The sequence below is a fragment of the Lentzea albida genome (assembly GCF_900111005.1).
In the GTDB taxonomy this organism is placed as follows: domain Bacteria; phylum Actinomycetota; class Actinomycetes; order Mycobacteriales; family Pseudonocardiaceae; genus Lentzea; species Lentzea albida.
Window position 1 is genome coordinate 483,977 of the sequence record NZ_FOFV01000003.1, and the last position, 21,788, is coordinate 505,764.

The window sequence follows — 21,788 nt, forward strand, 5'->3', positions numbered from 1 at the left end:
ACCCCTGTGCGGGCGGGCCCGGTCCACCCCACTGAGACCGGGCCACGTAGCGCGTACGGGGATCGAACCCGTGTTTCCGGATTGAGAGTCCAGCGTCCTGACCACTAGACGAACACGCCAAGGACGAGCATTGAAAAGAAAATGCTCGCAAAAATAGAAGAAAGTGAACTAGCAGGTCACAGCTTGGAGGGCGCACCGGCCCATTCATCTGCTCGGATCATGGAACAATGATGACCGAGAACGCGCACCGCCCGCAAAGCAATTAATCGAGCCACTCCAGCGCGAGCCACAGCGACGCCCGCGCGTCGGCCGTTGCGAGGTCGCGCCCGAGCAGCCGCGCCACGTGTGAGATCCGGTGCCGGACGCTGTTGCGGTGCACGCCGAGCACCGCGGCGGCGCGGTCCCAGCTGCCGTGCTGCCCGAGCCAGGCCCGCAGGGTGTCCACGAGTTCGGGGCGCGCGAGGAGCGGTGCGAGCTCGCGGCGGGCGAACGCGCGGGCGGCGACGGGGTCGACCAGGGAGGACAGGCCGGAGGCGGGGTGGGCGGGCTCGCCGGTGGCCTTGGCGCGGGCGAGGAGGGCGGTGGCCTCGGCTGCGGCGGCATCGATGTCGGACCGGGGTGTGGAAGGGGCGGGGTTGGTGGGGGTGTTGGGGGTGGGAGCGGCGGCGGGTGCCGCGGCGGTGGCGGTGGTGCTGGCAGGTGCGGCGGCGGCAGCAGGTGCGGTGGCAGCAGGCGTGGCGGTGGCGGCAGGTGCGGCATCCGCAGGAACACCGAGCGGCGACACCCCCACCGGGCCCGTCACCTCCACCCCGCCCGCCACCAGCGCGAGGAACCCCTCCCCCTCCTTCGACACCAGCGGCCCGTACCGCGCCGCCAGCACGTCGTAGTCCGCGCGCGACTCCCCCGCCACCACCCGGTAGGGGCCCTCCCCCAGCACCCCGGGCAGGCCGGACACCCTCGGGCGCAGCAGGGCCGAGGCCGCCAGGCGGGCGAGCCGGCCCCGTTCGCCCTCCAGGTCGCGCCGGAGCAGGCCGAGCAGCGCCAGCGCCACCGCTACGACCGCTCGTTCGGCCGGGGACAGCGGTGCCGGGCGGCGCACCACGAGCACCGCGGACTCCACCGGGTCCAGCGTCACGTGGTCCTCACCCACCTGGGCGGAAGCCGAACGAGGTCCCCTGCCGGAGGACACCCGTCCGACGAGTGACGCCACGTCGGAGGGTGCGGACGCGGGGTCCACCAGGTCGGCGCGGCAGTTCAGGACCACGGCCAGGGTCGTCAGCACCGACTCGACGGGACGGACGCGCGTCGCGGCCCGGGTCAGGGCTCGCTGGCTGTCGGCGAGCAGCCGTTGCTCCCGCACGGCGATCTCGGCCAGCAGCGCGCCCAGGGCCTGCGACACGGCGAGGAACGGCGTCGACGGCGGCACCTCCAGCAGCGGCATGCCCTGTGCCGCACAGGCCTCCACCAGCGACGCGGGCACGGTGGGGAACTCCGGCTCGACGCCGAACCCGATCGCCGAGACGCCGGACGACACGAGACCGGACACGTAGGCGGACACGTCCGCCGGGAAACGCACGCCGGCCGTGAGCAGCAGTTCCTCGCCGACCAGGTACGGCGTCGGGTCCTCCAGTTCGGACACGTGCGCCCAGCGGACCGGCCGGTCCAGCCCGTCGGCTCCACAGAGGACGGTCAGACCGAGGCCGGCTCGCGCGACCAGGTCTCGCAGTGGGACGGTGTGCACAACCATGACCTGGGGATTGTGCACAACGACCACTTACCGGCGCCACCACGCGTTCCTACTGTGACCTGCAACCCAAGGAGGTCGGCAGTGGCTCTCGACTACGCGGTGATCGCCGCCTACGTGCTCGGTATGATCGGCATGGGCTGGTGGGGCATGCGCCGCGCCACCAGCAAGAGCGAGTACCTGGTCGCCGGGCGCCGGCTCGGGTTCGGCATGTACTCCGGGACGATGTCCGCCGTCGTGCTCGGGGGCGCGTCGACCATCGGCGGCGTGGGACTCGGCTACGAGTTCGGCATCTCCGGTGCCTGGATGGTGTTCGCGATCGGGCTCGGGATCCTGTTGCTGAGCGCGCTCTTCGCGCGGCGGATCGTCCGGTTGAAGGTGTACACCGTCAGCCAGATGCTCGACCTGCGCTACGGCGGCAACTCGTCGCTCGTGTCGGGTGCGGTCATGTGGGCGTACACGTTGATGCTGACGGTCACGTCGACGATCGCGTACTCGACCATCTTCAACGTCCTCTTCGGACTACCGAAGACCGTCGGTGTGATCATCGGCGGCGGCATCGTGGTGCTCTACAGCGTTCTCGGCGGCATGTGGTCGATCACGCTGACCGACATCGTCCAGTTCGTCATCAAGACGATCGGCATCCTGTTCCTGCTGCTCCCGGTGAGCATCGTCGCCGCCGGCGGGTTCGACGGGATGCGGGAGCGCCTGGACGACCCGGCGATGTTCGACGTCGGCAACATCGGCATCGGCACGATCATCACGTTCCTGTTGATCTACGTGTTCGGTCTGCTCATCGGACAGGACATCTGGCAGCGGGTGTTCACCGCCAAGTCGCCGCAGGTCGCGACGTGGGGCGGCATCACCTCCGGGCTGTACTGCCTGGTCTACGCCGTCGCGGGCGCGTTGATCGGCACGGCCGGCAAGGCGCTGTACCCGGACATCGCGAACAAGGACGAGGCGTTCGCGGTGGTGGTCGAGAACCTGCTGCCCACCGGTGTCCGCGGTCTCGTGCTGGCGGCGGCGCTGGCGGCGATGATGTCCACGTCGTCCGGTGCGTTGATCGCCTGTTCGACCGTGGCGGCGAACGACATCTGGCGGCGCAGGACCGACGTCCACTCCAACCGGCTGTTCACGCTGGTCCTCGGCGTCATCGCGATCGGCATCGCGGTGGTCCTCAACGACGTCGTCGCCGCGTTGACGGTCGCCTACAACATCCTCGTCGGCGGTCTGCTGGTGGCGATCATCGGCGGGCTGGTGTGGAAGCGCGGCACGAGGATCGGCGCGATGGCGTCGATGGCCGTCGGTGCGCTCACGTCGATCACGTTCATGATCGTTGACGGTGTGCTGGCCGACTCGCCCATCTACTACAGCCTCGGTGCGTCGCTCGTGACGTACGTGGTGGTCAGCCTGGCCACGCCCGCGACGGACCCGGCGGTGCTCGCGCGCTGGGAACGCCGGGTGGCGGGCCGGGCAGAGGAAGAGGAACTGGTGAACGCATGATCGGCCCCCTCGACTCCTCGCGGGTCCCGCGCTACGCGGGCCCCGCGACCTTCGCCCGGCTGCCGCGCCTCGACCAGGTGGCGCACGCGGACGTCGCGGTGGTGGGAGTCCCGTTCGACACGGGCGTCTCGTACCGGCCGGGCGCGCGGTTCGCGCCCGCGGCCGTGCGGGAGGCGTCCCGGCTGCTGCGCCCCTACAACCCCGGCCTGGACGTGGCGCCGTTCGAGCGCCTCCAGGTCGTCGACGGCGGGGACGTCGCGGTCAACCCGTTCCACATCGGCGAGGCCATCGAGACGATCGAGGGTGCCGCGTCGGACCTGCAGCGCGACGGCACGAAGCTCGTCACCATCGGCGGCGACCACACGATCGCGCTGCCGTTGCTGCGGGCCGTGTCGCGGATCCACGGGCCGGTGGCGCTGCTGCACTTCGACGCGCACCTCGACACGTGGGACACGTACTTCGGCGAGCCCTACACGCACGGGACGCCGTTCCGGCGCGCGGTCGAGGACGGGATCCTCGACACCGAGGCGATCTCGCACGTCGGCACGCGCGGGCCCTTGTACGGCAAGAAGGATCTCGAGGACGACCGGCGGCTCGGGTTCGGGATCGTCACGTCGTCGGACGTGATGCGGCGGGGCGTCGACGAGACCGTCGACGCGCTGCGGCAGCGGATCGGCTCGCGGCCGCTGTACGTGTCGGTCGACATCGACGTGCTGGACCCGGCGCACGCCCCCGGCACCGGGACGCCCGAGGCCGGCGGGATGACGTCGCGCGAGCTGCTGGAGATCCTGCGCGGGCTGAGGGGGCTGAACCTGGTGGGCGCGGACGTGGTCGAGGTGGCTCCGGCCTACGACCACGCGGACATCACGTCGGTGGCGGCTTCCCACGTGGCGTACGACCTGGTGAGCTTGCTGGCGTTGAAGGAGGGCTTGTGACGCGCAACGGTGGCGACGTCGTCGTCGAGACCCTGGAGGCGCTGGGCGCGCACACCGTCTTCGGCATCCCCGGCCAGCACGCGCTCGGGCTCTTCGACGCGCTGCGGCGCTCGGAGCTGCGGTACGTCGGGTCGCGGACCGAGGTCAACGCCGCGTTCGCCGCCGACGGCCACGCGCGGACCACCGGTTCGGTGACGCCGCTGCTGGTGTCGACCGGGCCCGGCGCGCTGCAGACCCTGGCCGGGCTGCAGGAGTCCGCGGCCGCCTCGGCGCCGGTGCTGGGCATCTCGTCGCAGATCCCGTCCGCCGGGCTCGGCGGCGTGCGCGGCGGGTACCTGCACGAGCTGACCGACCAGGTGGCGTCGTTCCGCGACGTCGTGAAGCACGCGCGGGTCGTCCGGCAGGTCTCGCAGATCCCGTCGGCGCTGGCGGAGGCGTGGGAGGTCGCGCTGACGGCGCCGTACGGGCCGGTGTGGGTCGAGATCCCGCAGGACGTGTTGCTGGCGCCCGCTTCCGTGCCCCCGGTGACGGCGGTGTCGTGGTCGCCGCGCGAGCTGCACCCGCGGACCGAGCTGGTCGAGGAGGCCGTGCGGTTGCTGGACGGCGCCGAACGGCCGGTGGTCCTCGCGGGCGGTGGCGCGGTGCAGGCCTCCGCGGAACTGCTGGAGCTGGCGGAGAAGCTGCGGGCGCCGGTCGTGACGACGTTCGGCGGCAAGGGGAACTTCCCCTGGGACCACCCGCTGTCCGCGCAGTCGTGGCTGGAGGACTGGCACACCACGGAGTTCCTCGCCGACGCGGACGTGCTGCTCGTCGTCGGCTCGGGCCTCGGCGAGCTGTCGAGCAACTACCGGGCGTTCCGGCCGCGCGGCACCGTCGTGCAGGTCGAGGCCGACCTCGGCAAGCTCGAGTCGAACTACCCCGCGCTCGGCATCCACGCCGACGCCCGCCACGCGTTGCGCGCCCTGGCTTCCGGCGTGCGGCCGAGGAAGACCGACGGTCTCGCCGAGGGACGGGTGCTGGGCCTGCTCGCGAACGTCCGCAAGCGCCTCACCACCCAGGGCCTCGACCTGGAGTGGCAGGTGCTGGACGCGCTGCGGGCGGCCGTTCCGGACGGCACGCCGACCTGCTGGGACATGACGATCCTCGCCTACTGGGCCTGGTCGGCGTGGGACCCGCGGGGTGGCGCGCAGCTCACCGCCCAGGGCGCGGGCGGCCTCGGCTACGGGTTCCCCGCCGCGCTCGGGGTCGCGGCGGCGACGGACGGGCCGGTGCTCGCGGTGTCCGGGGACGGCGGCGCGATGTACGGGATCTCGGAGCTCGCGACGGCCGCGCAGCACGGGTCGCGGGTGGTGTGGCTGATCGTCGACGACGGCGGCTACGGCATCCTGCGCGAGTACATGACCGACGCGTTCGGCGAGGCCACCGGCACCGAGCTGGCCCGGCCGGACTTCGTGGCGCTCGCCGGGGCGTTCGGCGTGCCCGCCACCCGCAGCACGCCCGAATCGCTGCGCGAGGACCTCGCCGAGGCGTTCGCCGGGGACGGCCCGCACGTGGTGGTCCTGCCCGCGGTGTTGCGCATGTTCGCTCCCACGCACCTGGAGAACACGTGATCGTCGCGAACTTCGTCAACGGCACCTCCACCTCCGCCGGGGAGACCTCCCCGCTCGTCGATCCCGGCACCGGCACCGAGTTCGGCCGCGCGGTCGTCTCGCGCGAGGCCGAGGTCGACGCCGCCGTCCAGGCCGCCGCGCGCGCTTTCCCGGCCTGGTCGCGCACCACGCCCGGCGAACGCCAGCACGCGCTGCTGAAGCTCGCCGACCTGCTGGAAGCCCAGGCCGAGGCCGTCGCCGACGCGGAGGTCCGGGAGACCGGCAAGATCCGGTCGGTGCTGCTGGAGGAGGAGATTCCGCAGTGCGTGGACCAGATCCGGTTCTTCGCCGGTGCCGCCCGCGCCCTGGGCACGGCCGCCGCGGGCGAGTACGTCACCGGCCACACCTCCTACCAGCGGCGTGAGGCGGTCGGCGTGATCGCGCAGATCACGCCGTGGAACTACCCGCTGATGATGGCCGTGTGGAAGATCGCCCCGGCGCTCGCGGCGGGCAACGCGGTGGTGCTCAAACCCGCCGACACCACGCCGTCGTCCACCGTCCTGTTGGCACGGCTCGCCTCCGAGGTGCTGCCGGCGGGCGTGTTCAACGTCGTGCTGGGCGACCGCGACACCGGCCGGCTGCTGGTCGAGCACCCGGTGCCCGCCATGGTGTCGCTGACGGGCTCGACCCGTGCCGGGGTCGAGGTGGCCCGCAGCGCCGCCGCGACCGTGAAGCGCACGCACCTCGAACTCGGGGGCAACGCGCCGGTCCTGGTGTTCGACGACGTGGACGTGACCGCGGCGGCGGAGGGGATCGTCGGCGCCGCCTTCTACAACGCGGGCCAGGACTGCACGGCCGCGTCGCGCGTGCTGGTGCACTCGGCGGTGCACGACGAGTTCGTCGCCGCACTGGTGAAGGCGGCCTCGGCGCAGGTCCCCGGCACCGACTTCGGCCCGTTGAACAGCCAGGCCCAGCTGGACCGCGTGCTCGGCCTGCTGTCCCGCTCGCCCGCCACCGTCCACTGTGGAGGAAAGCGGCACGGCTCCGAGGGCTTCTTCCTGGAACCCACGGTCGTCTCCGGCCTCACCCAGGACGACGAGCTGGTGCAGGAGGAAGCTTTCGCCCCGGTGATCACCGTCCAGTCGTTCGCGGACGACGACGAGGCGATCGCGCTGGCCAACGGCGTTCCGCAGGGGCTCGCGTCCTCGATCTGGACGCGGGACACCGGCCGGGTCGCGTCACTGACGGGACGGCTCGACTTCGGCATCGTCTGGGTCAACACGCACGGGCTCGTCGCCGCCGAGATGCCGCACGGCGGTTTCGGCGCCTCGGGCTACGGCAAGGACCTCTCGATGCACGGCCTGGAGGACTACACGCGCGTCAAGCACGTGATGATCGCGCACTGACCATCGCCTGGTACGGCATCGGGTAGTGCAGCAGGCTCGCCGGGACGAACGCGGAGACGAACCGGATCGCGCGGATCCACCGGCGCAGCCTGCGCTCGTCCCGGTCCGTCCACTCCAGACCGAGCTTGTCCCGCAACGCCACCGGCAGCGTGCCGATGGAGAAGTCCGGCAGCACCCGTGCCGCCACGGGTCGCACCAACGGCCAGAGGGCGCGCGGCAGGTGTTCGGAGCCGGGCGCCCTGCCCGTCCGCAGCTGGAACGCGTCCAGCAGCTCGTGCACGCCGTCGGTGCTCTTCAACTGCGTGGCGACCACGTCGTCGAGGTAGTCGCGCAACTCGGTGAGATCGCCCGGCATCGTCCTGATGCCGAGCGTCTCCCCCGTCTCCCGCCACTCGCGGTACAGCCGTTCCTCGTGGATCGCGGGCATCCGGGGCCGCAGCAGCCGGTACGCCGTGAGCAGCGAGTCGAAGCTGGTGGCGTGCACCCAGCGGAACAGCTCCTCGTCCGCGCCCGGGATCCGGGCGTGGGCCCGCAGCAGTCGTTCCGCCTCCGGTTCGGCCTGCTCGCCGCCGAACAACCGCAGCTGCGACGACGTGATGGTCGCCGTCAGCCGCGCGAACGGGTCCGCGCGGTAGCTGTCGCGCACGGCGGCGGCGATGACGGGGTGCGCGACCTGCATCAGCACCGCGCGCCCGAGCACCACCAGCTCGAACCGCGTGTACCAGCCCAACCGCCACGTCACCGACTCAGGTCCCAGGCTCACACCATGATCAATACCCGGCACCGGACCGTTCGACGACGATCACTACCCGATCGAGCTACCGGCAGAGAGCACCCTTCTGCCACTTCTTCGCGCTGTAGAGGTCGGGCCGGGCGGGCGCCATCAGCGTGTACGCGGTCGGGCAGGCCCGGTCCGTGTACTCGACGGCGAACACGAAGCTCGACCCGTCGGACACCTCCTGGTCCTGCCAGTCCATGTTGATCAGGTTGTAGACGCCGGACCACCCGGGGCCTCCGTGCAGCGGGATCTTCCGACCGTCCCGCACGACGTACTGGTTGTCCCCCAACGGCTGGTGGATCTTCGGCCCCAGCTCGGCGACCACCTCGTCGAACGCCTTCTCCGTCCCGCCCGCGGCGAACCACCGGTCGAACAGCAACGCCCCGACGCTGCCGATCTCGTTGCGGCGGTCCCACTTGCGCAGCACCTCGCACTCCGCGCGGGTGCACGGCATCTGGTCGAGGTACAGCTCGGCGGCGGTGTTGCGGTTCTCGAACACCAGCCGCTTCATCGTCTCCGCGTCGTACCGTCCCCAGTGGCGCGGAATCTCCTCCAGTCCGAACCGGGTGCGCATGTTCGCGATGTCCTCGTCGCCGAACACGGGCGGGAACCCGGTCAACGGCTTGTCCGCGCGTGCGAAGGCGTGCGAGGAGTTGGAGTTGGTCGCGTAGGTGTCGCTCAGGATCCACGGCATCTTGTCCACCGGCAGCAACCCCGGTTTGCACGCCGAGCGCGTGCCGTCGACGATCGCGACGCTGGTGCGTTCGAGGAACTCCTGGTCCACCACGCAGTCCGGGGCCACGTCCGGGACGACCTGGATGCCCGCGTACAGCGTGTCGCCGGCCTTGTCCGCGGCCACGATGTTCGTCCGCACGGTGCCGCCGTAGCGGTCGAGCGACGCCTTCAGGTCCTTGGTGGACCGCGCTTCCAGGAAGCCCGCCACCGAGTTCAGCGCGGGCAGCCTGTCCGCCGCCCCGTCGGTGACCGCGTAGGCCTCGGTGTCGGTCCACGGCAACGGCGTGATCTCGTGCCCGGTGAGGTGCGGGTTCGTCCGGATCGACCGCGTGACCGGGCCGTAGCGGGTGTCCCAGTGGGTGCCGCGGTCGATCATCTTCTCCGGCCTGCCGTCGACCAGGTAGGTGTGCCGGTCGACGAGGTCGAGCTTCGTCAGCGAGTAGCTCGACGCCGTGGAGATGGTCGCGGACCACGCCACCTCGCGGTTGTAGCCGTTGAAGACGACGGGCATGCCGAGCACGGTCACGCCGTCGACGTCGACCTTGCCCGGGATCGTCAGCCGGGCGTGCCAGAACGACACCTCGCCGCGCCACGGCACGTGCGGGTTCCCCAGCAGCACGCCACGGCCTCCGCTGCTGCCCCGGGAACCGACGGCGATCGTGTTGCTGCCCCGCTCCTTCACCTCCCCGCCGGCCTCTGGCCAGATTCCCCTGGCGGCCCGGAAGATCCCCTCGTTGAACGCCACGTGGTTGAACCGGTAGAGCTCGGCCTCGGTCAGCTTCCGGCCGCATTCCGGGTGCCGTGCGGCGTAACGGTTGTAGCCCTGCACGTACCCGGTGAACAGGTCGCGCACCTGCCGGGTGGGCCCGATCGGCGGGGGCTGCGCGACGATCCGCTCGACCACCTGCCTCTTCTCCAGGTCGCGGAACTGGGGGTCGGCGGCGTAGCCGGTGAACATCCTGGCCAGGTCGCACAGGTGCGCCCTGGCCTGCCCGAACCCGATGCCGTCCCCCAGGCCGCGGTAGTGCGCTGCGACGACGTGCGGCACCTGCTCGGGCCCGGCCGCGGACGCCACGGGCGCCGAGGTGACCAGGAGCAGGCTCGCGATGACGGTTTTCCACACAGCCGTGTTTTTAACACACTCGTGTTATCAACGGCCACCGCTTTGCCGGAACCGGCGCTTGACCTCGACTTAACTGGAGTTCCTAGCGTCAGCGGCATGTTCGCGATTCGGCAGTACGAATTCGGTCCGGCGGAGAACCTGCGCTTCGAGGAGGTCCCCGACCCGGAGCCCGCCGCGGGGCAGGTCCGCGTCACGGTGGCGGCGGCCGGCGTGCACCTGGTCGACACCACGATCCGCAAGGGCGGGTTCGGGCCCGTCGAGTTCCCGATGACGCCCGGACGTGAGGTCGCGGGCGTGGTCACGGCGCTGGGCGAGGGCGTGCCGAGCGACTGGCTGGGACGCCGGGTCGTGGCACACCTCGGGCAGGCGAACGGCGGCTACGCCGAACTCGCGGTGGCCGCCACGACCGCGCTGCACGCGTTGCCCGACGACGTGTCGTTCGAGGCCGCCGTCGCCATGATCGGCACCGGCCGCACGGTGGTCGCGGTGCTCGACTCGGCGAAGCTGACCCAGGACGACGTGGTGCTGGTGACGTCGGCGGCGGGCGGCATGGGCGCGTTGTTCGTGCAGGAGGCGCGCAACGTCGGTGCGCGGGTCATCGGGCTCGCGAGCACCGAGAAGCTCGACCTCGTCATGGACAACGGCGCGGACGCCGCCATCGACTACACGCGGCCGGGCTGGGCGGACGGCCTCAAGGACATGACCGTGGTGCTGGACGGCGTCGGTGGCGAGGCGGGCGCGCTGGCGTTGAAGACGCTGGGGCCGGGCGGGCGGCAGATCATCTACGGCTGGGCGTCCGGGGCGATGACTCCGATCAGCACGGAGGCGTTGTTCGCGAACAGCCTCACCGCGACCGTCGCGCTGGGGCCGGGGCTGATGAAGCGCGGTCTGCGGGCGCTCGAGGACGAGTCGATGGCGGGGCTCGCGAGCGGGCGGTTCGTGCCGCTGGTGCACCCGCCGTTCGCGCTGAGGGACGCACCGAAGGCGCACGAGGCGCTGGAATCCCGTGCTACGGCCGGGAAGGTCGTGCTCAAGCCGTGAGAAGAGGGGCCGCCTCCCGACTGCGGAAGCGGCCCCTCTTCCCTTCTTCTCACGCCTGTACCGGCACCTCGACGAACTTCTTGCCCTCGAAGTTCTCGACCACCACGGACTTCACGTCCTTGGGGTCGACCAGCGCGGATCCGTCCAGGTTCGTGCCCTCGGCGGCGCCCTTCTTGGACACCACCCAGGAACCCGCCTCCTGGCGGCTGCCGTCCTTCGCCACGACGAAGATCCGGCACTTCTCGCCTTCGGGAATGCCGTTGATCGCCATGTTCGTGCGGACCCATCCGGCGGCGGGGACGACCTTCACCGTCATCGACGCCTTGGTCACCGGGTCCGTGAACGTGGCCAGCCTGGTGCCCGCCGGGTCCGGGGCCACCGTCGGAGTGGGAAGGGCAGTCACATCGGGTGACGTGGCCTTGCCGACGAAGACACCGGCGCCCAGCACCACCGCGGCCACCACGGCCGCCGCGGCACCCAGCGCGAACTGACGACGCCGTGCGACGCCGCCCCGTTCGGAACGCACCTGGCGCAGGGTGCGCTGCAACAACAGATCGCCGCCCTCGGGCGGCCCGTCCAGCATGGCCTCCGGCGGAACCTCGCCGAGGAAGGCCTCCATGTCGCGGAGCTCCTCGAGTTCACGCGCGCAGTCGGGGCAGGACGTCAGGTGCTCGTCCATCTCGCGCACCTCCTGCTCGTCCAGTGCTCCCAGAACGTAAGCACCGAGCAGTTGCGGGTCGTGCCGCGTGGTCATCCAGCCACCCCCTTCAGTGCGACCTTCTGACCTCCGAAGGTCTCCCTCAAGGCTCGCAACGCGTAATACGATCTCGACTTCACCGTGCCAGGCGGCACCCCGAGGGCCTCCGCCGCCTCCGTCACGCTCCGGCCGCGGAAGTAGATCTCCATCAGCACGTCGCGGTGGTCGGAGGACAGCCTGTCGAGCGCTTCGAGCACCACCACCGAGTCAACCACCTGGTCCGCGTGGTCGCGCTCCACGGGTGGCGTGGCCGGGGACTCGGCCACCTCCTGGGGCCGCGCCGCCTTCGCGCGCACCCTGTCCGTGACGATGTTCCGCGCCACGGTCAGCAACCAGCCGCGCACCGATCCCTTGCCGTTCACGAGGGCGTCGGGATGGCGCCACGCTCGGACAAGGGTCTCCTGGACCACGTCCTCGGCAGCCGCCCGATCGCCGGTCAGCCGCGTCGCGTACGCCAGCAGAGCCCGACCGTGCTCCTCGTAGAGCGATCGGATCAGCGCCTCGTCGGCCGCGGTCTCCCGTTTGCGGGAGAACAAAGCCGCCATCCACCCACTCCTCCCCGCCCGCGAACACCTCTTGCGGGCGTCCTGTTCAAGACCTCAGCCGTCACACGAGCGGCGGAGAGCTTCGGTTCAACGGGTTTCAACCAAAAGGAACGCCGGATGTTAGCGGGAGCGGTTGAGCCGCCCGACGAGCTCCGCCATCCGCGCCTGCGGCATGACGTTGATGTACATGCCGTGGTCGGTCGCGGGGTCGCGCAGCTCTTCCTTGAAGCTGTCGATCGCGAACGGATGACCTGCGGGAACGTCGTAGCCCACGGTGACGCGCAGTCGCGGGATCGGGAACGTCTTCGCCGGGCACATGCCACCGGCCAGGGGGAACACCACGTGCGTGCGGTGCGAGGCGCTGTCGGTGTTGTTGCCGTCCCAGCAGCTGCCGAAGTCATAGGTGCGCAGGGTGGTCGCGTTCCCGCACAACGGGTATTTCGTCGTGTAGCGGCCCGGCTGGTCCGAGCAGCCCCACCGGGCGCGCGTGTTCGGGCCGTAGTCGTTGGTGAACGCCGCCGGATCGCCGGTGATCAGGCGCAGGAACCGCGGCATCGGCAGCACCGGGCTCACCGGGCTGCCGTCGTAGCGGATCTCCACGCTCTTCGGCTTCAGCACCTCACCGGTGTTGCCGTGCAGGCCGCCACCGTCCGCGTGCGCGTCGTGGCCGGTGCGGTCGGTCAGGCGCAGCACGGGCCAGTAGTAGGTCGAGCGGTCGTCGTCCTCACACGTGGTGGGGGCGGCCGCGAGAGAGTCGTTGGTCGACATGGCATCGGCCGACGTGTTGCCGACGTACTCGTGCGTGTGGTGAGCGCCGAACGGGATGCCCGGCGAGACGACGGGGTTGTCGGCGTTGAGGTGGCGGTCCTCGTTCGCACCGCAGCGGACGACGACGCTCGCCGTCTCCGGTTCGGTGATCACCTGGTCGAGCTCGCTGACGTACTGGTCAGCGGACGGCGCGCCGTTCGACGTGCCGCGCAGCAGAACCGCGGAGCCCACCACCACGAGGAGCGCGACCACCGCGACGACCACGGTCGCCGGTTTGTTCCGGGCCACCACCACAGCCTGCCAAGCCGTTCGGGCGAACAGAAGCGAGCCGTCTCAATTGGTCCGAAAGTACCGCGCCGGGGCGGCCCTCTACGGATCGCCGGACACAGGCGGGTCGTCCTGGCCGTCCTCCGCAGCTGGGTTCTGCGCCTCGTCTTCCGGTTCCTCGGAAACCGGACTCACTGAAGTGGGCGTGGTCAGAGCACTGATCGCGGATTTCAGGCAATCATCTCCAGAAGAGGCGCGATTGCGGCCGAACCTGGGCAAAGTCCGGTTGATGACCTTCTCCAGGGCACGGACCCTCGCGAGTTCCGGATCCATTCGGCTGCGATGCCGGTAGATGCGAACGGATGCGCCCAGGAAGGCGATGACCAGCGCCCCAAAGCCGATTTGGGGGTTCACTAGTGAAAGAAGAGTCTGCACGTTCAGCTGAGGGCTCCCACCCGGAGTGCGGGAGCCGGCCTGACAGCTGTTGTGTCTAGGCGAACGACATCCCGCGAATGACCAGATCTGCTGTCATTCGCGAGGAGCCAGGGCCACGAGTTGGATGCGGTGACGCCGCGACGACCCGGCCCGGCGGTGCGAGCGATCGTGCCGCAGCGTGCATGAGGCCGCGCAGGGGAACGAAAAAGGTCCTGGTTCCCATGACCACCCGTTTCAGCGCTGCGGACTTGCTCACGTGCAAGAGGAAGCCCTCGGAGTGGCCGACCAGATCGATGAGAACTCGGCCCGAAGGCCGTGCGACGGAGTTGTCCCGGACTGGTGACGTGCGATCGACTCGCGTAACGACCACGTCGTAGGGAGCGTCCGCGCGCAACATGTCGGCAAGAAACCGCACGATCGTCGCCGACTTGCCGCTACCTGCCGCAAGGTAGACGACGCCTCTCCTGCGGCGAATAGTCGCGCGGTAGTCATCGACGGCTTCCCGGAGCGCTTCTCGCTCGTAAGTGAGCTTGAACCGGCGGCGAAAGGTCTTCATCTGGTAGATCTCGGTGTGATCACCTGCGTTGACCACCATGTCAGGGCAGCCCTGATTGCCGCCGGAGGTCATGAACGGCGGCACAGGGTGCAGAACGACGAGATCCGAAATCAACCGCCCGAAGTCATCAGACGACTGCCGAGCGACGTATGTCTCGCCCAGCGTCGCTGATCGACCGTCAGGTCGCGGCTCCACCCCGGAAGTATGGCAGGCACCGCCCACCGGTTCCGGAGAGTGGTCGAGCCGCGACCCCTCTCCTGCTCCTACCGCGCGGTCACGAGCGGCCGGCGGTCGTGGTCCACCACGCTCACCCCGGCCACGTCCCCCGCCCGCACCATCGCGGACCCGGCCAGGGTCACCTCACCCGCGTGCGCCCGCCACGAACCCGCGGTGAAGCTCCGTCCGTCCTTCGTGTGGACGACGAGCCAGCAGGCTTCCCCGTCCTGCACGCCGTCGACCGTCGCGACCAGCCTCAGGCCGCCCTCGGTGTCGGTGACCTGCACGGCCATCTGCGCACCCTCCGGCGAGGTCCCCTGCAGGACCGCCTCGGCGGTGCGGCCGACCCCCATCCCCTGGCCCAGCCAGACGCCCCCGGCCAGCACACCGGCGACCACGAGGGTCGACGACAGGGCCGTGATGCGGCCTCGGCGGCGCACGGCCTGGCGTCTTTCCTCCCGGACCGTGCCCAGCGTGCGCTGGAGCAGGTGGTCCAGGTCCGGCGGAGGCCCGTCGAGCGCGGCCTCCGGTGGCAGTTCTTCCATCAGCATGTCGTTCTCGTTCAACTCGTTGGGAGACACGGTCACGCGGAACGATTCACTCAAATCTCTCCCTCTCCAGTCCCGCGCACAGCGGTGACCAACACCCTCAGAACGAGCCTGCGAGGAACTTGGTTCAACGCAGATACAAGGAGGTCGTGCAGACCACACGAAAAGGTTGACCAGGCCTCTACCTGCTCCTACGCTCTCATATATGATGTATGATCGGGTGGGTGCACTTCCTGCGTCTCGAACCGACTTCGTTCTGGAATCGATCAAAGAAGCGATTCTTTCCGGAAAACTGAAACCCGGTCAGGCCCTCGTCGAAACGGATCTCGCCGCGACTCTCGAGGTGTCGAAGACGCCCGTGCGCGAGGCGCTCAAGACGCTCGCCGGGTCGGGGCTCGTCGTGATGAGCCCGTACAAGGGGGCGACGGTCCGCGCGGCCGACGCCGAGCTCGCCCGATCCGTCTTCGACGTGCGGCTGCTGCTCGAACCCGAGGCGCTGCGCCGGTCGGTCGAGCTGGGGGCCGACTTCGCCGAGGCCAGGTCGGCGCTGGACGACACCGGTGACCTGGCCCGGCGCAGCCTCGCGAACCGGCGGTTCCACCGCGCGCTGTACGCGGGCTGCGGCAACCCGGTGATGATCGAGGTCCTGGACGGGCTGCGCGACCGGACCGCGCTGGTCACCGTGGCCGGCTGGGGCCTGCACCCGACCTGGGAGGCCGAGGACGCCGAGCACAGGGCGATCCTCGTCGCCGCCGAGGAGGGCTTCGCCGCCGAGGCCGCGGACCTGCTGCACCGGCACGTCCGGACGTTCGCCGACCGAGTGGCCGAGGAGCTCGCCGATGTCGTTCGATGACCTGACCGAGCAGCTGGCGTCCGTCGTGGCGATCACCGTGACGCCGTTCGACGCGGACGGCGCGATCGACGAGAAGGGCTACACCGCCGTGGTGGACCGGATGGTCGAGGGCGGCATCTCCGTCGTGACGCCGAACGGCAACACGAGCGAGTTCTACACGCTGTCGTCCGACGAGACCGAACGCGCGCTGCGGATCACCGTGGACGCCGTCGGCGACCGGGCGGCGGTCGTCGCCGGGGTGGGGCACGACGTCGGGTCCGCCGTCGGGGCCGCGCGGGTCGCGGACCGGGCCGGGGCGCGCGGGATCATGATCCACCAGCCGGTGCACCCGTACGTCTCGCTCGACGGCTGGGTGGACTACCACCGCGCGGTCGCGTCGGCGGTGCCCGAGCTGAGCGCGGTGCTGTACGTGCGCGACCCGCGCATCGGCGGCGCGCAGATCGCGGCTCTCGCGGACGCGTGCCCGAACGTCGTGGGCGTCAAGTACGCCGTGCCGGACCCGGTGCGCTTCGCCTCGGTCGCGCGCGACGCCGGGCTGGAGCGGCTGACGTGGGTCGCGGGCCTCGCCGAGCTGTCGGCGCCGGGCTACTTCGCCGTCGGGGCCTCGGGGTTCACGTCCGGGCTCGCGAACGTGGCACCGCAGCTGTCGGTGCAGCTCTTCCGGTGCCTGCGGGCGGGCGAGTTCGGTGCGGCGATGGAGCTGTGGGAGTTCGTGCGCCGGTTCGAGGAGCTGCGGGCGCGCAACGGGTCGGCGAACAACGTGTCCGTGGTGAAGGAAGCGCTGGCACAGCTCGGCTTCTGCCGCCGGGACGTGCGACCGCCGGCCTCGGTGCTGTCCGAGGCCGACCGGTCGGCGGTGGGCGTGCTGCTGAACTCGTGGGGCCTGCTGTGAGGAGTTCCGAGTGGTTCGAGGGCGAGGGGCTCAGGGCGTTCTCGCACAACGCCCGCGCGCGCCAGCTCGGCCTGAACCCCTCCGAGCACAGGGGAAAGCCGGTCATCGCGATCCTGAACACGTGGAGCGGCATCAACCCGTGCCACATGCACCTGCGTGAACGGGCGCAGCAGGTCGCGCGCGGGGTGTGGCAGGCCGGCGGATTCCCCCTGGAGTTCCCCGTTTCGACGTTGTCGGAGACGTACCAGAAGCCGACGCCGATGCTGTACCGGAACATGCTGTCGATGGAGACGGAGGAGATCCTGCGCTCCTACCCCGTCGACGGGTGCGTGCTGATGGGCGGCTGCGACAAGACCACGCCCGCGTTGCTGATGGGCGCGGCCTCCGCCGGGTTGCCCACGATCTTCGTGCCGGCCGGGCCGATGCTGCGCGGGCACTGGCGCGGCGAGCACCTCGCGTCCGGCACGGACATGTGGCGGTTCTGGGACGAGAAGCGCGCGGGCACGATCTCGTCCGCGGACTGGGCGGAGATCCAGTCGGGACTGGCCCGCTCCCCCGGCACCTGCATGACGATGGGCACCGCCTCGACCATGACGGCCGCCGCGGAGGCGTTGGGGCTGACGCTGCCCGGCGCGTCGTCGATCCCGGCCGTCGACTCGGCGCACCACCGGATGGCGGCCGCGTCGGGCATGCGCGCGGTCGAGATGGTGCGCGAGGGGCTGACGATCGGCGACGTGCTGTCGGCGGAGGCGTACGAGGACGCGATCCGGACCGTGCTGGCGCTCGGCGGGTCGACGAACTCGTACATCCACCTGATCGCGATGGCCGGGCGGTCGCAGATCCCGTTGTCTCTGGACGACTTCGACCGGCTGTCGCGCGAGGTGCCCGTGCTCGCCTCGGTGCAGCCCGCCGGTTCGGGGTTGATGGAGGACTTCTACTACGCGGGCGGGTTGCGCGGGTTGCTGTCACGGCTGCGGGAGTCGTTGCACCTGAAGCGGATCACGGTGACCGGACGGACGTTCGGCGAGGACCTCGACGGCGCCGAGGTGCACGACCCGTCGGTGATCCGGCCGCTCGACGACCCGATCTCGGTGGAAGGCGGTCTGGCCGTGCTGCGGGGAAATCTCGCCCCTGACGGCGCGGTGATCAAGTACGTGGCGGCGGATCCCGCGCTGTGGCGGCACACCGGGCCCGCCGTGGTGTTCCACGGCTACGCCGACCTGCAGGCACGGATCAACTCGCCGTCTCTCGACGTGACGAGGGATTCCGTGATCGTGCTGGCCGGTGGCGGGCCGAAGGGCGGGCCCGGCATGCCGGAGTACGGGATGCTGCCGATCCCGGACAGACTGCTGCGCGAAGGCGTCCGGGACATGGTCCGCGTGTCAGATGCGCGGATGAGCGGAACCTCCTACGGCGCCTGCGTTCTGCACGTGGCACCGGAAGCGCACGTCGGCGGCCCGCTGGCGTTGGTGCGGGACGGCGACCTCGTGACGCTGGACGTCGAGGCGCGGGTGTTGCGCGTGGAGATCTCCGACGAGGAGATGGCGCGCCGCAGGGACGCGTGGGTGCCGCCGCCGCCGAAGTTCGAACGCGGGTACGGCGCCCTGTACTACGAGCACATCACGCAGGCCGACCAGGGCTGCGACTTCGAGTTCCTGTCACGGCCCGGTGCGAACCCGGAGCCGAACGCGCACTAGTTCTTGGACTCGACGCGTCCGTCCTCGAGATCGACGTTCTGCCAGTCGTCGGTGCCGTGCAGCTGGCTGCGCAGGTAGGCCGTGGTGAGGCGCAGAACCGTCGCGACGCGTTCCGGATTCTCGTCCGTGGTCTCGGCGACGTCGTACCCGGAGACACCACCGAACCCGTGCTCCGCGCCGAACAGCGTGAGCAGGTCCTTCGGGCCGGGCGCCAGGTGGTACGGGTCGGCGTGCCAGTCCGGGCCCGCGGTGGTGAGGTGCTCGGACGCGTCCGCGTCCCCGGCGACGACGAGCGCGGGCGTGGCCATCTCGCTGAAGTCCGTGGTCGCCATGAAGGAGTAGTGCTCCTGGACGAAGTCGGTGACCGCGTCACCGCGGCCGGTCGAGCCGAGCAGCACGCCCGCCCTGATCCGGTCGTCCCGCAGGCTGACGCCCTCGGTCCTCATGCCCAGCAGCAGGCTCGCGGTGTGGCCGCCCATCGAGTGGCCGACGACGGCGATCTTCGTGCGGTCCCAGCGGTTCTGCAACTGCGGCACCGCCTTCTCGACCTCGTCGAGGCGGTCGAGCACGTGCGACATGTCCTCGGCCCTGGACCGCCAGAACAGCGGCGCGCCGGGGGTGTCCTGCGGCAGGTTCAGGCTGCGGCTGCTCAGGTGGGTGGGCTGCAGGACGACGAAGCCCTGCTCGGCCCAGTGGTTCGCCAGCGGCGCGTAGCCGTTCAGCGAGGAGAGGTGGTTCGAGTTGCCGTGTCCGTGCGACAGCAACAGGATCGGCAGGCCGGTGCCTTCGGTCGGCGCGGAGACCTTCAGCTGCAGGTCGACGGGCCTGCCGGGGATCTCGAGCACGACGGGGCTCACGGTGAAGACGGTCATCTGGGGGTCCCTTTCGAGTGCGGTCGACTCAAGCGGAGCGACGTTCCGGAACGATACGGAGCGCCGTTCCGCTTTGTCAACCACCTCCTCGAAGGGCTAGCCGTCCAGCAGGAACCGGGCCGCCCTCTCCGCTCCGTCGGTCCGGATCTCGCCCGCCACGGCCGCCGCACGCACCCGAGTCTCCGGAGCCAGCGCCGTCCGGAGCGCCGCCGACAGGGACTCGACCGTCGGCACCGGACCGTCGTGCGCGGCGCCGATGCCCAGCTCGGCTACCCGGCGAGCCCAGAACGGCTGGTCCACGATCTGCGGGACGATCACCTGCGGCGCGCCGGCACGAGCCGCGGTCGTCGTCGTGCCCGCGCCGCCGTGGTGCACGACGGCGGCGACGCGGCGGAACAGCGCCTGCTGGTTGACCTCGCCGACGACGAAGCAGTCGTCGCTGTCGTCGACCTTCGCGAGGCCCGCCCAGCCGCTGCCCAGGAGCACGCGCCTGCCGCTGGAGCGGATCGCGTCGACCGCGGTCTGGGCCAGGTCCTTCGAGGCGTGCATGGCCATGCTGCCGAAGCCCGCGTACACCGGTGGTTCGCCGGCCTCCAGGAACGCCACCAGGTCCGGCGCGAGCGGGCGTTCGTCGGGCAGGAACCACGCCCCGGTCTGCTCGACCCGCAGGTTCGGCAGGTCCGCCGCCGGCCACAGCACCGGATCCGCCGCCAGCAGCAGTGCGCCCTCGTAGACGTGGTCGCGGACGTTGCCGACCGGTGGCAGGCCGAGTGCCGCGCGGTTCTCGTTCAACGCCGGGGCGTACATCGCGTTCACGTTCTCCGCGTCGATGCGCCACAGCACCTCGTTGTCGGTCTCGTCCGGCGGCAGCGGCTTGCCCGGCCGGCCCGACGGCCTGCGGTGCGGTGACGGCAGCGAGACGTCGTGGAACATGGCCAGCACGTACCGCAGGCCCAGGTGCCCGGCCACCGACCGCGCGCCCGCGGGCATCAGGCCGGTCGCCACCAGCACGTCGGCTCCCTCGGCCGCGGCGGCGACCGGGCCGAACCACTCGTTGACCAGCGCGGCCGCGACGGCCGGCGGGTCCGGCCGCGTGCTCGTCACCAGGTCCCGGACGGACTGTCCGAACGGGACCAGCACCACGTCGTGCTCGGCAAGCCGCGCAACGAACTCCTCGTCCGGTGGCACGCACACCCGCACGTCCGCGCCCTGGTCCCGCAACGCCACCGCGAGGGCGATCAGCGGTTCGACGTCCCCGCGCGACCCGTACCCCGCCAGCACGACGCGTTTCTTCCCGACTCCCCAGTTCCCCGTCATGGCGGGAGATTCTGCGCCGGTGACGGGGTCTTGCCGCAAGACCCCCCGTGCGCTATATGTTGAAGTGGGAAGACCCCCGGACCGCGCGTCCGGGGGTCTTCCGCGTTCCCGGGACGTTCGCGCTGCCCCCACTTCACACCCGACCCGTCATGATGGGCCCGACCACAGCTGAGGGCGAGGTACCGGTGGCAGTCACGATCCGCGACGTGGCACGCAGGGCGCATGTTTCCGTCGCCACCGTGTCGCGCGCGCTGACCTCTCCTGAACTGGTGCGCCCGGAGACGCGGTCGCGCGTGCTGACCGCCGCGTCCGAACTCGGCTACCAGCCCAACAGGGCGGCGCGCGGCCTCATCACCGGCAAGACGGGCAACATCGGCATCGTCGTGCCGGACCTCGACAACCCGTTCTTCACCGGTGTGCTGAAAGCCGTGCAGGCGCGGGCGGTGCAGGCCGACTACGCGGTGTTCGTGGCGGACAGCGACGAGGACCCCGTCACCGAGGCGAAACTCGTGCACGCCATGGCGAAGCAGGTCGACGGCGTCGTGCTGTGCGCGCCCGGCCTGGAGGACTCGCAGGTCCGCGAGGCCGCCGAGGTGACGTCACTGGTGCTGCTGAACCGGCGGCTGCCCGGCGTGCCCGCCGCGTTGATGGACTCGGCGGGCGGCATGCACGCCGTCGTGGACCACCTCGTCGCATTGGGACACCGCCGGATCGCTTACCTGAACGGGCCTCGCACGTCGTGGTCCAACCAGGAGCGTCGCCGCGGGCTCGTGAAGGCGGTGGCACGGCACGAGGTCGGCCTCGTCGACCTCGGGCCGTTCGCGCCGCGGTACGAGGGCGGCCTGCAGGCGGCGGACCTCGCCGTGGCCTCCGGCGTGACGGCGGTCGTGGCCTACAACGACATCATGGCGCTGGGCGTGCTGGCACGGCTGCGCGACCGCGGCATCGCGGTGCCCGACGACGTGTCGGTGACCGGGTTCGACGACCTCATGTACGCGGCGCTGTGCTCGCCCGCCCTGACGACGGTGGCGATGCCGGTGGCCCAGGCGGGGCGCACGGCCGTGAACCTGTTGCTCGACTGGCTCGACTCGGACGGGGCGGAGGCGCCGCAGGTGGTGGCGGAGACCCAGCTGATCGTGCGGGGGACCACCGCGCCGCCCCGGCGGTGAACGCAAGGCGGCCCCGGCAGGGCGTCTGGGGGGAGTACGCCG

20 protein-coding genes and 1 tRNA gene are annotated in these 21,788 nt (G+C 70.8%); 9 read left to right on the top strand and 12 right to left on the bottom strand.

The genetic code is table 11. The features are described 5' to 3' along the window. Positions 1-47: 47 nt before the first annotated feature. Positions 48-119, bottom strand: a tRNA-Glu gene (locus BMY74_RS11350). 143 nt (positions 120-262) lie between these two features. Beyond that, positions 263-1,741 (bottom strand): PucR family transcriptional regulator, encoded by a 1,479-nt coding sequence (locus BMY74_RS46640; protein WP_177229690.1) that lies wholly within the window; start codon positions 1,739-1,741, stop codon positions 263-265. Positions 1,742-1,828: 87 nt separating this feature from the next. On the opposite strand from BMY74_RS46640, the gene BMY74_RS11360 reads away from it, so the two are divergent. Genes BMY74_RS11360 through BMY74_RS11375 form a run of 4 tightly spaced genes read left to right on the top strand, consistent with a single transcriptional unit; the run spans position 1,829 to position 7,177 of the window. Continuing rightward, positions 1,829-3,247 (top strand): sodium:solute symporter family protein, encoded by a 1,419-nt coding sequence (locus tag BMY74_RS11360; RefSeq protein WP_089913920.1) that lies wholly within the window; start codon positions 1,829-1,831, stop codon positions 3,245-3,247. Continuing rightward, positions 3,244-4,182, top strand: coding sequence for an agmatinase (speB, locus tag BMY74_RS11365; RefSeq protein ID WP_089913922.1), 939 nt, complete (start codon positions 3,244-3,246; stop codon positions 4,180-4,182). Before BMY74_RS11360 ends, speB begins: the two co-directional genes overlap by 4 nt. Further along, complete coding sequence (locus BMY74_RS11370) at positions 4,179-5,792, top strand: thiamine pyrophosphate-binding protein (RefSeq protein WP_089913925.1); 1,614 nt, start codon at positions 4,179-4,181, stop codon at positions 5,790-5,792. Before speB ends, BMY74_RS11370 begins: the two co-directional genes overlap by 4 nt. Continuing rightward, positions 5,789-7,177 (top strand): aminobutyraldehyde dehydrogenase, encoded by a 1,389-nt coding sequence (locus BMY74_RS11375; protein WP_089913928.1) that lies wholly within the window; start codon positions 5,789-5,791, stop codon positions 7,175-7,177. Before BMY74_RS11370 ends, BMY74_RS11375 begins: the two co-directional genes overlap by 4 nt. Here the strand turns inward: BMY74_RS11375 and BMY74_RS11380 are convergent. Both BMY74_RS11380 and BMY74_RS11385 read right to left on the bottom strand, forming a co-directional pair. Beyond that, a complete protein-coding gene (locus BMY74_RS11380) occupies positions 7,152-7,940 on the bottom strand; it encodes an oxygenase MpaB family protein (RefSeq protein ID WP_177229691.1) in 789 nt (262 codons plus the stop codon). The genes BMY74_RS11375 and BMY74_RS11380 overlap by 26 nt on opposite strands. Before the next feature lie 55 nt (positions 7,941-7,995). Then, positions 7,996-9,813, bottom strand: a complete 1,818-nt coding sequence (locus BMY74_RS11385) for a penicillin acylase family protein (protein ID WP_089913933.1) — start codon at positions 9,811-9,813, stop codon at positions 7,996-7,998. A gap of 96 nt (positions 9,814-9,909) precedes the next feature. Between BMY74_RS11385 and BMY74_RS11390 the strand changes: the two genes are divergently transcribed. Continuing rightward, positions 9,910-10,854 carry a zinc-binding dehydrogenase gene (locus BMY74_RS11390; protein ID WP_089913936.1) on the top strand — a complete coding sequence of 315 codons (945 nt, stop codon included), beginning with the start codon at positions 9,910-9,912 and terminating at the stop codon, positions 10,852-10,854. Positions 10,855-10,903: 49 nt separating this feature from the next. On the opposite strand, the gene BMY74_RS11395 is transcribed toward BMY74_RS11390, so the two are convergent. The 6 genes from BMY74_RS11395 to BMY74_RS11415 all read right to left on the bottom strand — a co-directional run bounded on the left by BMY74_RS11395 (position 10,904) and on the right by BMY74_RS11415 (position 14,949). Then, positions 10,904-11,608, bottom strand: a complete 705-nt coding sequence (locus tag BMY74_RS11395) for an anti-sigma factor family protein (RefSeq protein ID WP_089913939.1) — start codon at positions 11,606-11,608, stop codon at positions 10,904-10,906. After that, positions 11,605-12,156 carry a sigma-70 family RNA polymerase sigma factor gene (locus BMY74_RS11400; protein ID WP_089913942.1) on the bottom strand — a complete coding sequence of 184 codons (552 nt, stop codon included), beginning with the start codon at positions 12,154-12,156 and terminating at the stop codon, positions 11,605-11,607. Before BMY74_RS11400 ends, BMY74_RS11395 begins: the two co-directional genes overlap by 4 nt. Positions 12,157-12,276: 120 nt before the next feature. Then, positions 12,277-13,212: a DUF1996 domain-containing protein gene (locus tag BMY74_RS11405; protein ID WP_245786041.1), complete on the bottom strand. Its 936-nt coding sequence runs from the start codon at positions 13,210-13,212 to the stop codon at positions 12,277-12,279. 81 nt (positions 13,213-13,293) lie between these two features. After that, positions 13,294-13,605 carry a hypothetical protein gene (locus tag BMY74_RS44135; RefSeq protein ID WP_143091534.1) on the bottom strand — a complete coding sequence of 104 codons (312 nt, stop codon included), beginning with the start codon at positions 13,603-13,605 and terminating at the stop codon, positions 13,294-13,296. Positions 13,606-13,681: 76 nt separating this feature from the next. After that, positions 13,682-14,377: a DEAD/DEAH box helicase family protein gene (locus BMY74_RS11410; protein WP_143091535.1), complete on the bottom strand. Its 696-nt coding sequence runs from the start codon at positions 14,375-14,377 to the stop codon at positions 13,682-13,684. A 68-nt stretch (positions 14,378-14,445) separates the two neighbouring features. Then, entirely contained in the window at positions 14,446-14,949 is a 504-nt protein-coding gene (locus tag BMY74_RS11415) for an anti-sigma factor (protein WP_143091536.1), read from the bottom strand. A gap of 205 nt (positions 14,950-15,154) precedes the next feature. Here BMY74_RS11415 and BMY74_RS11420 point away from each other — a divergent pair, with 205 nt between their 5' ends. Genes BMY74_RS11420 through araD form a run of 3 tightly spaced genes read left to right on the top strand, consistent with a single transcriptional unit; the run spans position 15,155 to position 18,388 of the window. Next, positions 15,155-15,799: a GntR family transcriptional regulator gene (locus BMY74_RS11420; protein WP_089914332.1), complete on the top strand. Its 645-nt coding sequence runs from the start codon at positions 15,155-15,157 to the stop codon at positions 15,797-15,799. Continuing rightward, positions 15,786-16,691, top strand: coding sequence for a dihydrodipicolinate synthase family protein (locus tag BMY74_RS11425; protein WP_089913949.1), 906 nt, complete (start codon positions 15,786-15,788; stop codon positions 16,689-16,691). The genes BMY74_RS11420 and BMY74_RS11425 overlap by 14 nt, the downstream gene beginning before the upstream one ends. Continuing rightward, the gene (gene araD, locus BMY74_RS11430) at positions 16,688-18,388 is read left to right on the top strand and encodes an L-arabinonate dehydratase (RefSeq protein WP_245786042.1); all 1,701 of its coding nucleotides are present in this window, start codon (positions 16,688-16,690) and stop codon (positions 18,386-18,388) included. The genes BMY74_RS11425 and araD overlap by 4 nt, the downstream gene beginning before the upstream one ends. On the opposite strand, the gene BMY74_RS11435 is transcribed toward araD, so the two are convergent. Both BMY74_RS11435 and BMY74_RS11440 read right to left on the bottom strand, forming a co-directional pair. After that, entirely contained in the window at positions 18,385-19,260 is an 876-nt protein-coding gene (locus tag BMY74_RS11435) for an alpha/beta hydrolase family protein (protein ID WP_089913955.1), read from the bottom strand. The two genes, araD and BMY74_RS11435, sit on opposite strands and share 4 nt — an antisense overlap. Before the next feature lie 96 nt (positions 19,261-19,356). Next, positions 19,357-20,577: a glycosyltransferase gene (locus BMY74_RS11440; RefSeq protein ID WP_089913958.1), complete on the bottom strand. Its 1,221-nt coding sequence runs from the start codon at positions 20,575-20,577 to the stop codon at positions 19,357-19,359. Positions 20,578-20,762: 185 nt separating this feature from the next. Here BMY74_RS11440 and BMY74_RS11445 point away from each other — a divergent pair, with 185 nt between their 5' ends. Beyond that, a complete protein-coding gene (locus tag BMY74_RS11445) occupies positions 20,763-21,746 on the top strand; it encodes a LacI family DNA-binding transcriptional regulator (RefSeq protein ID WP_089913961.1) in 984 nt (327 codons plus the stop codon). Positions 21,747-21,788: the final 42 nt, after the last annotated feature.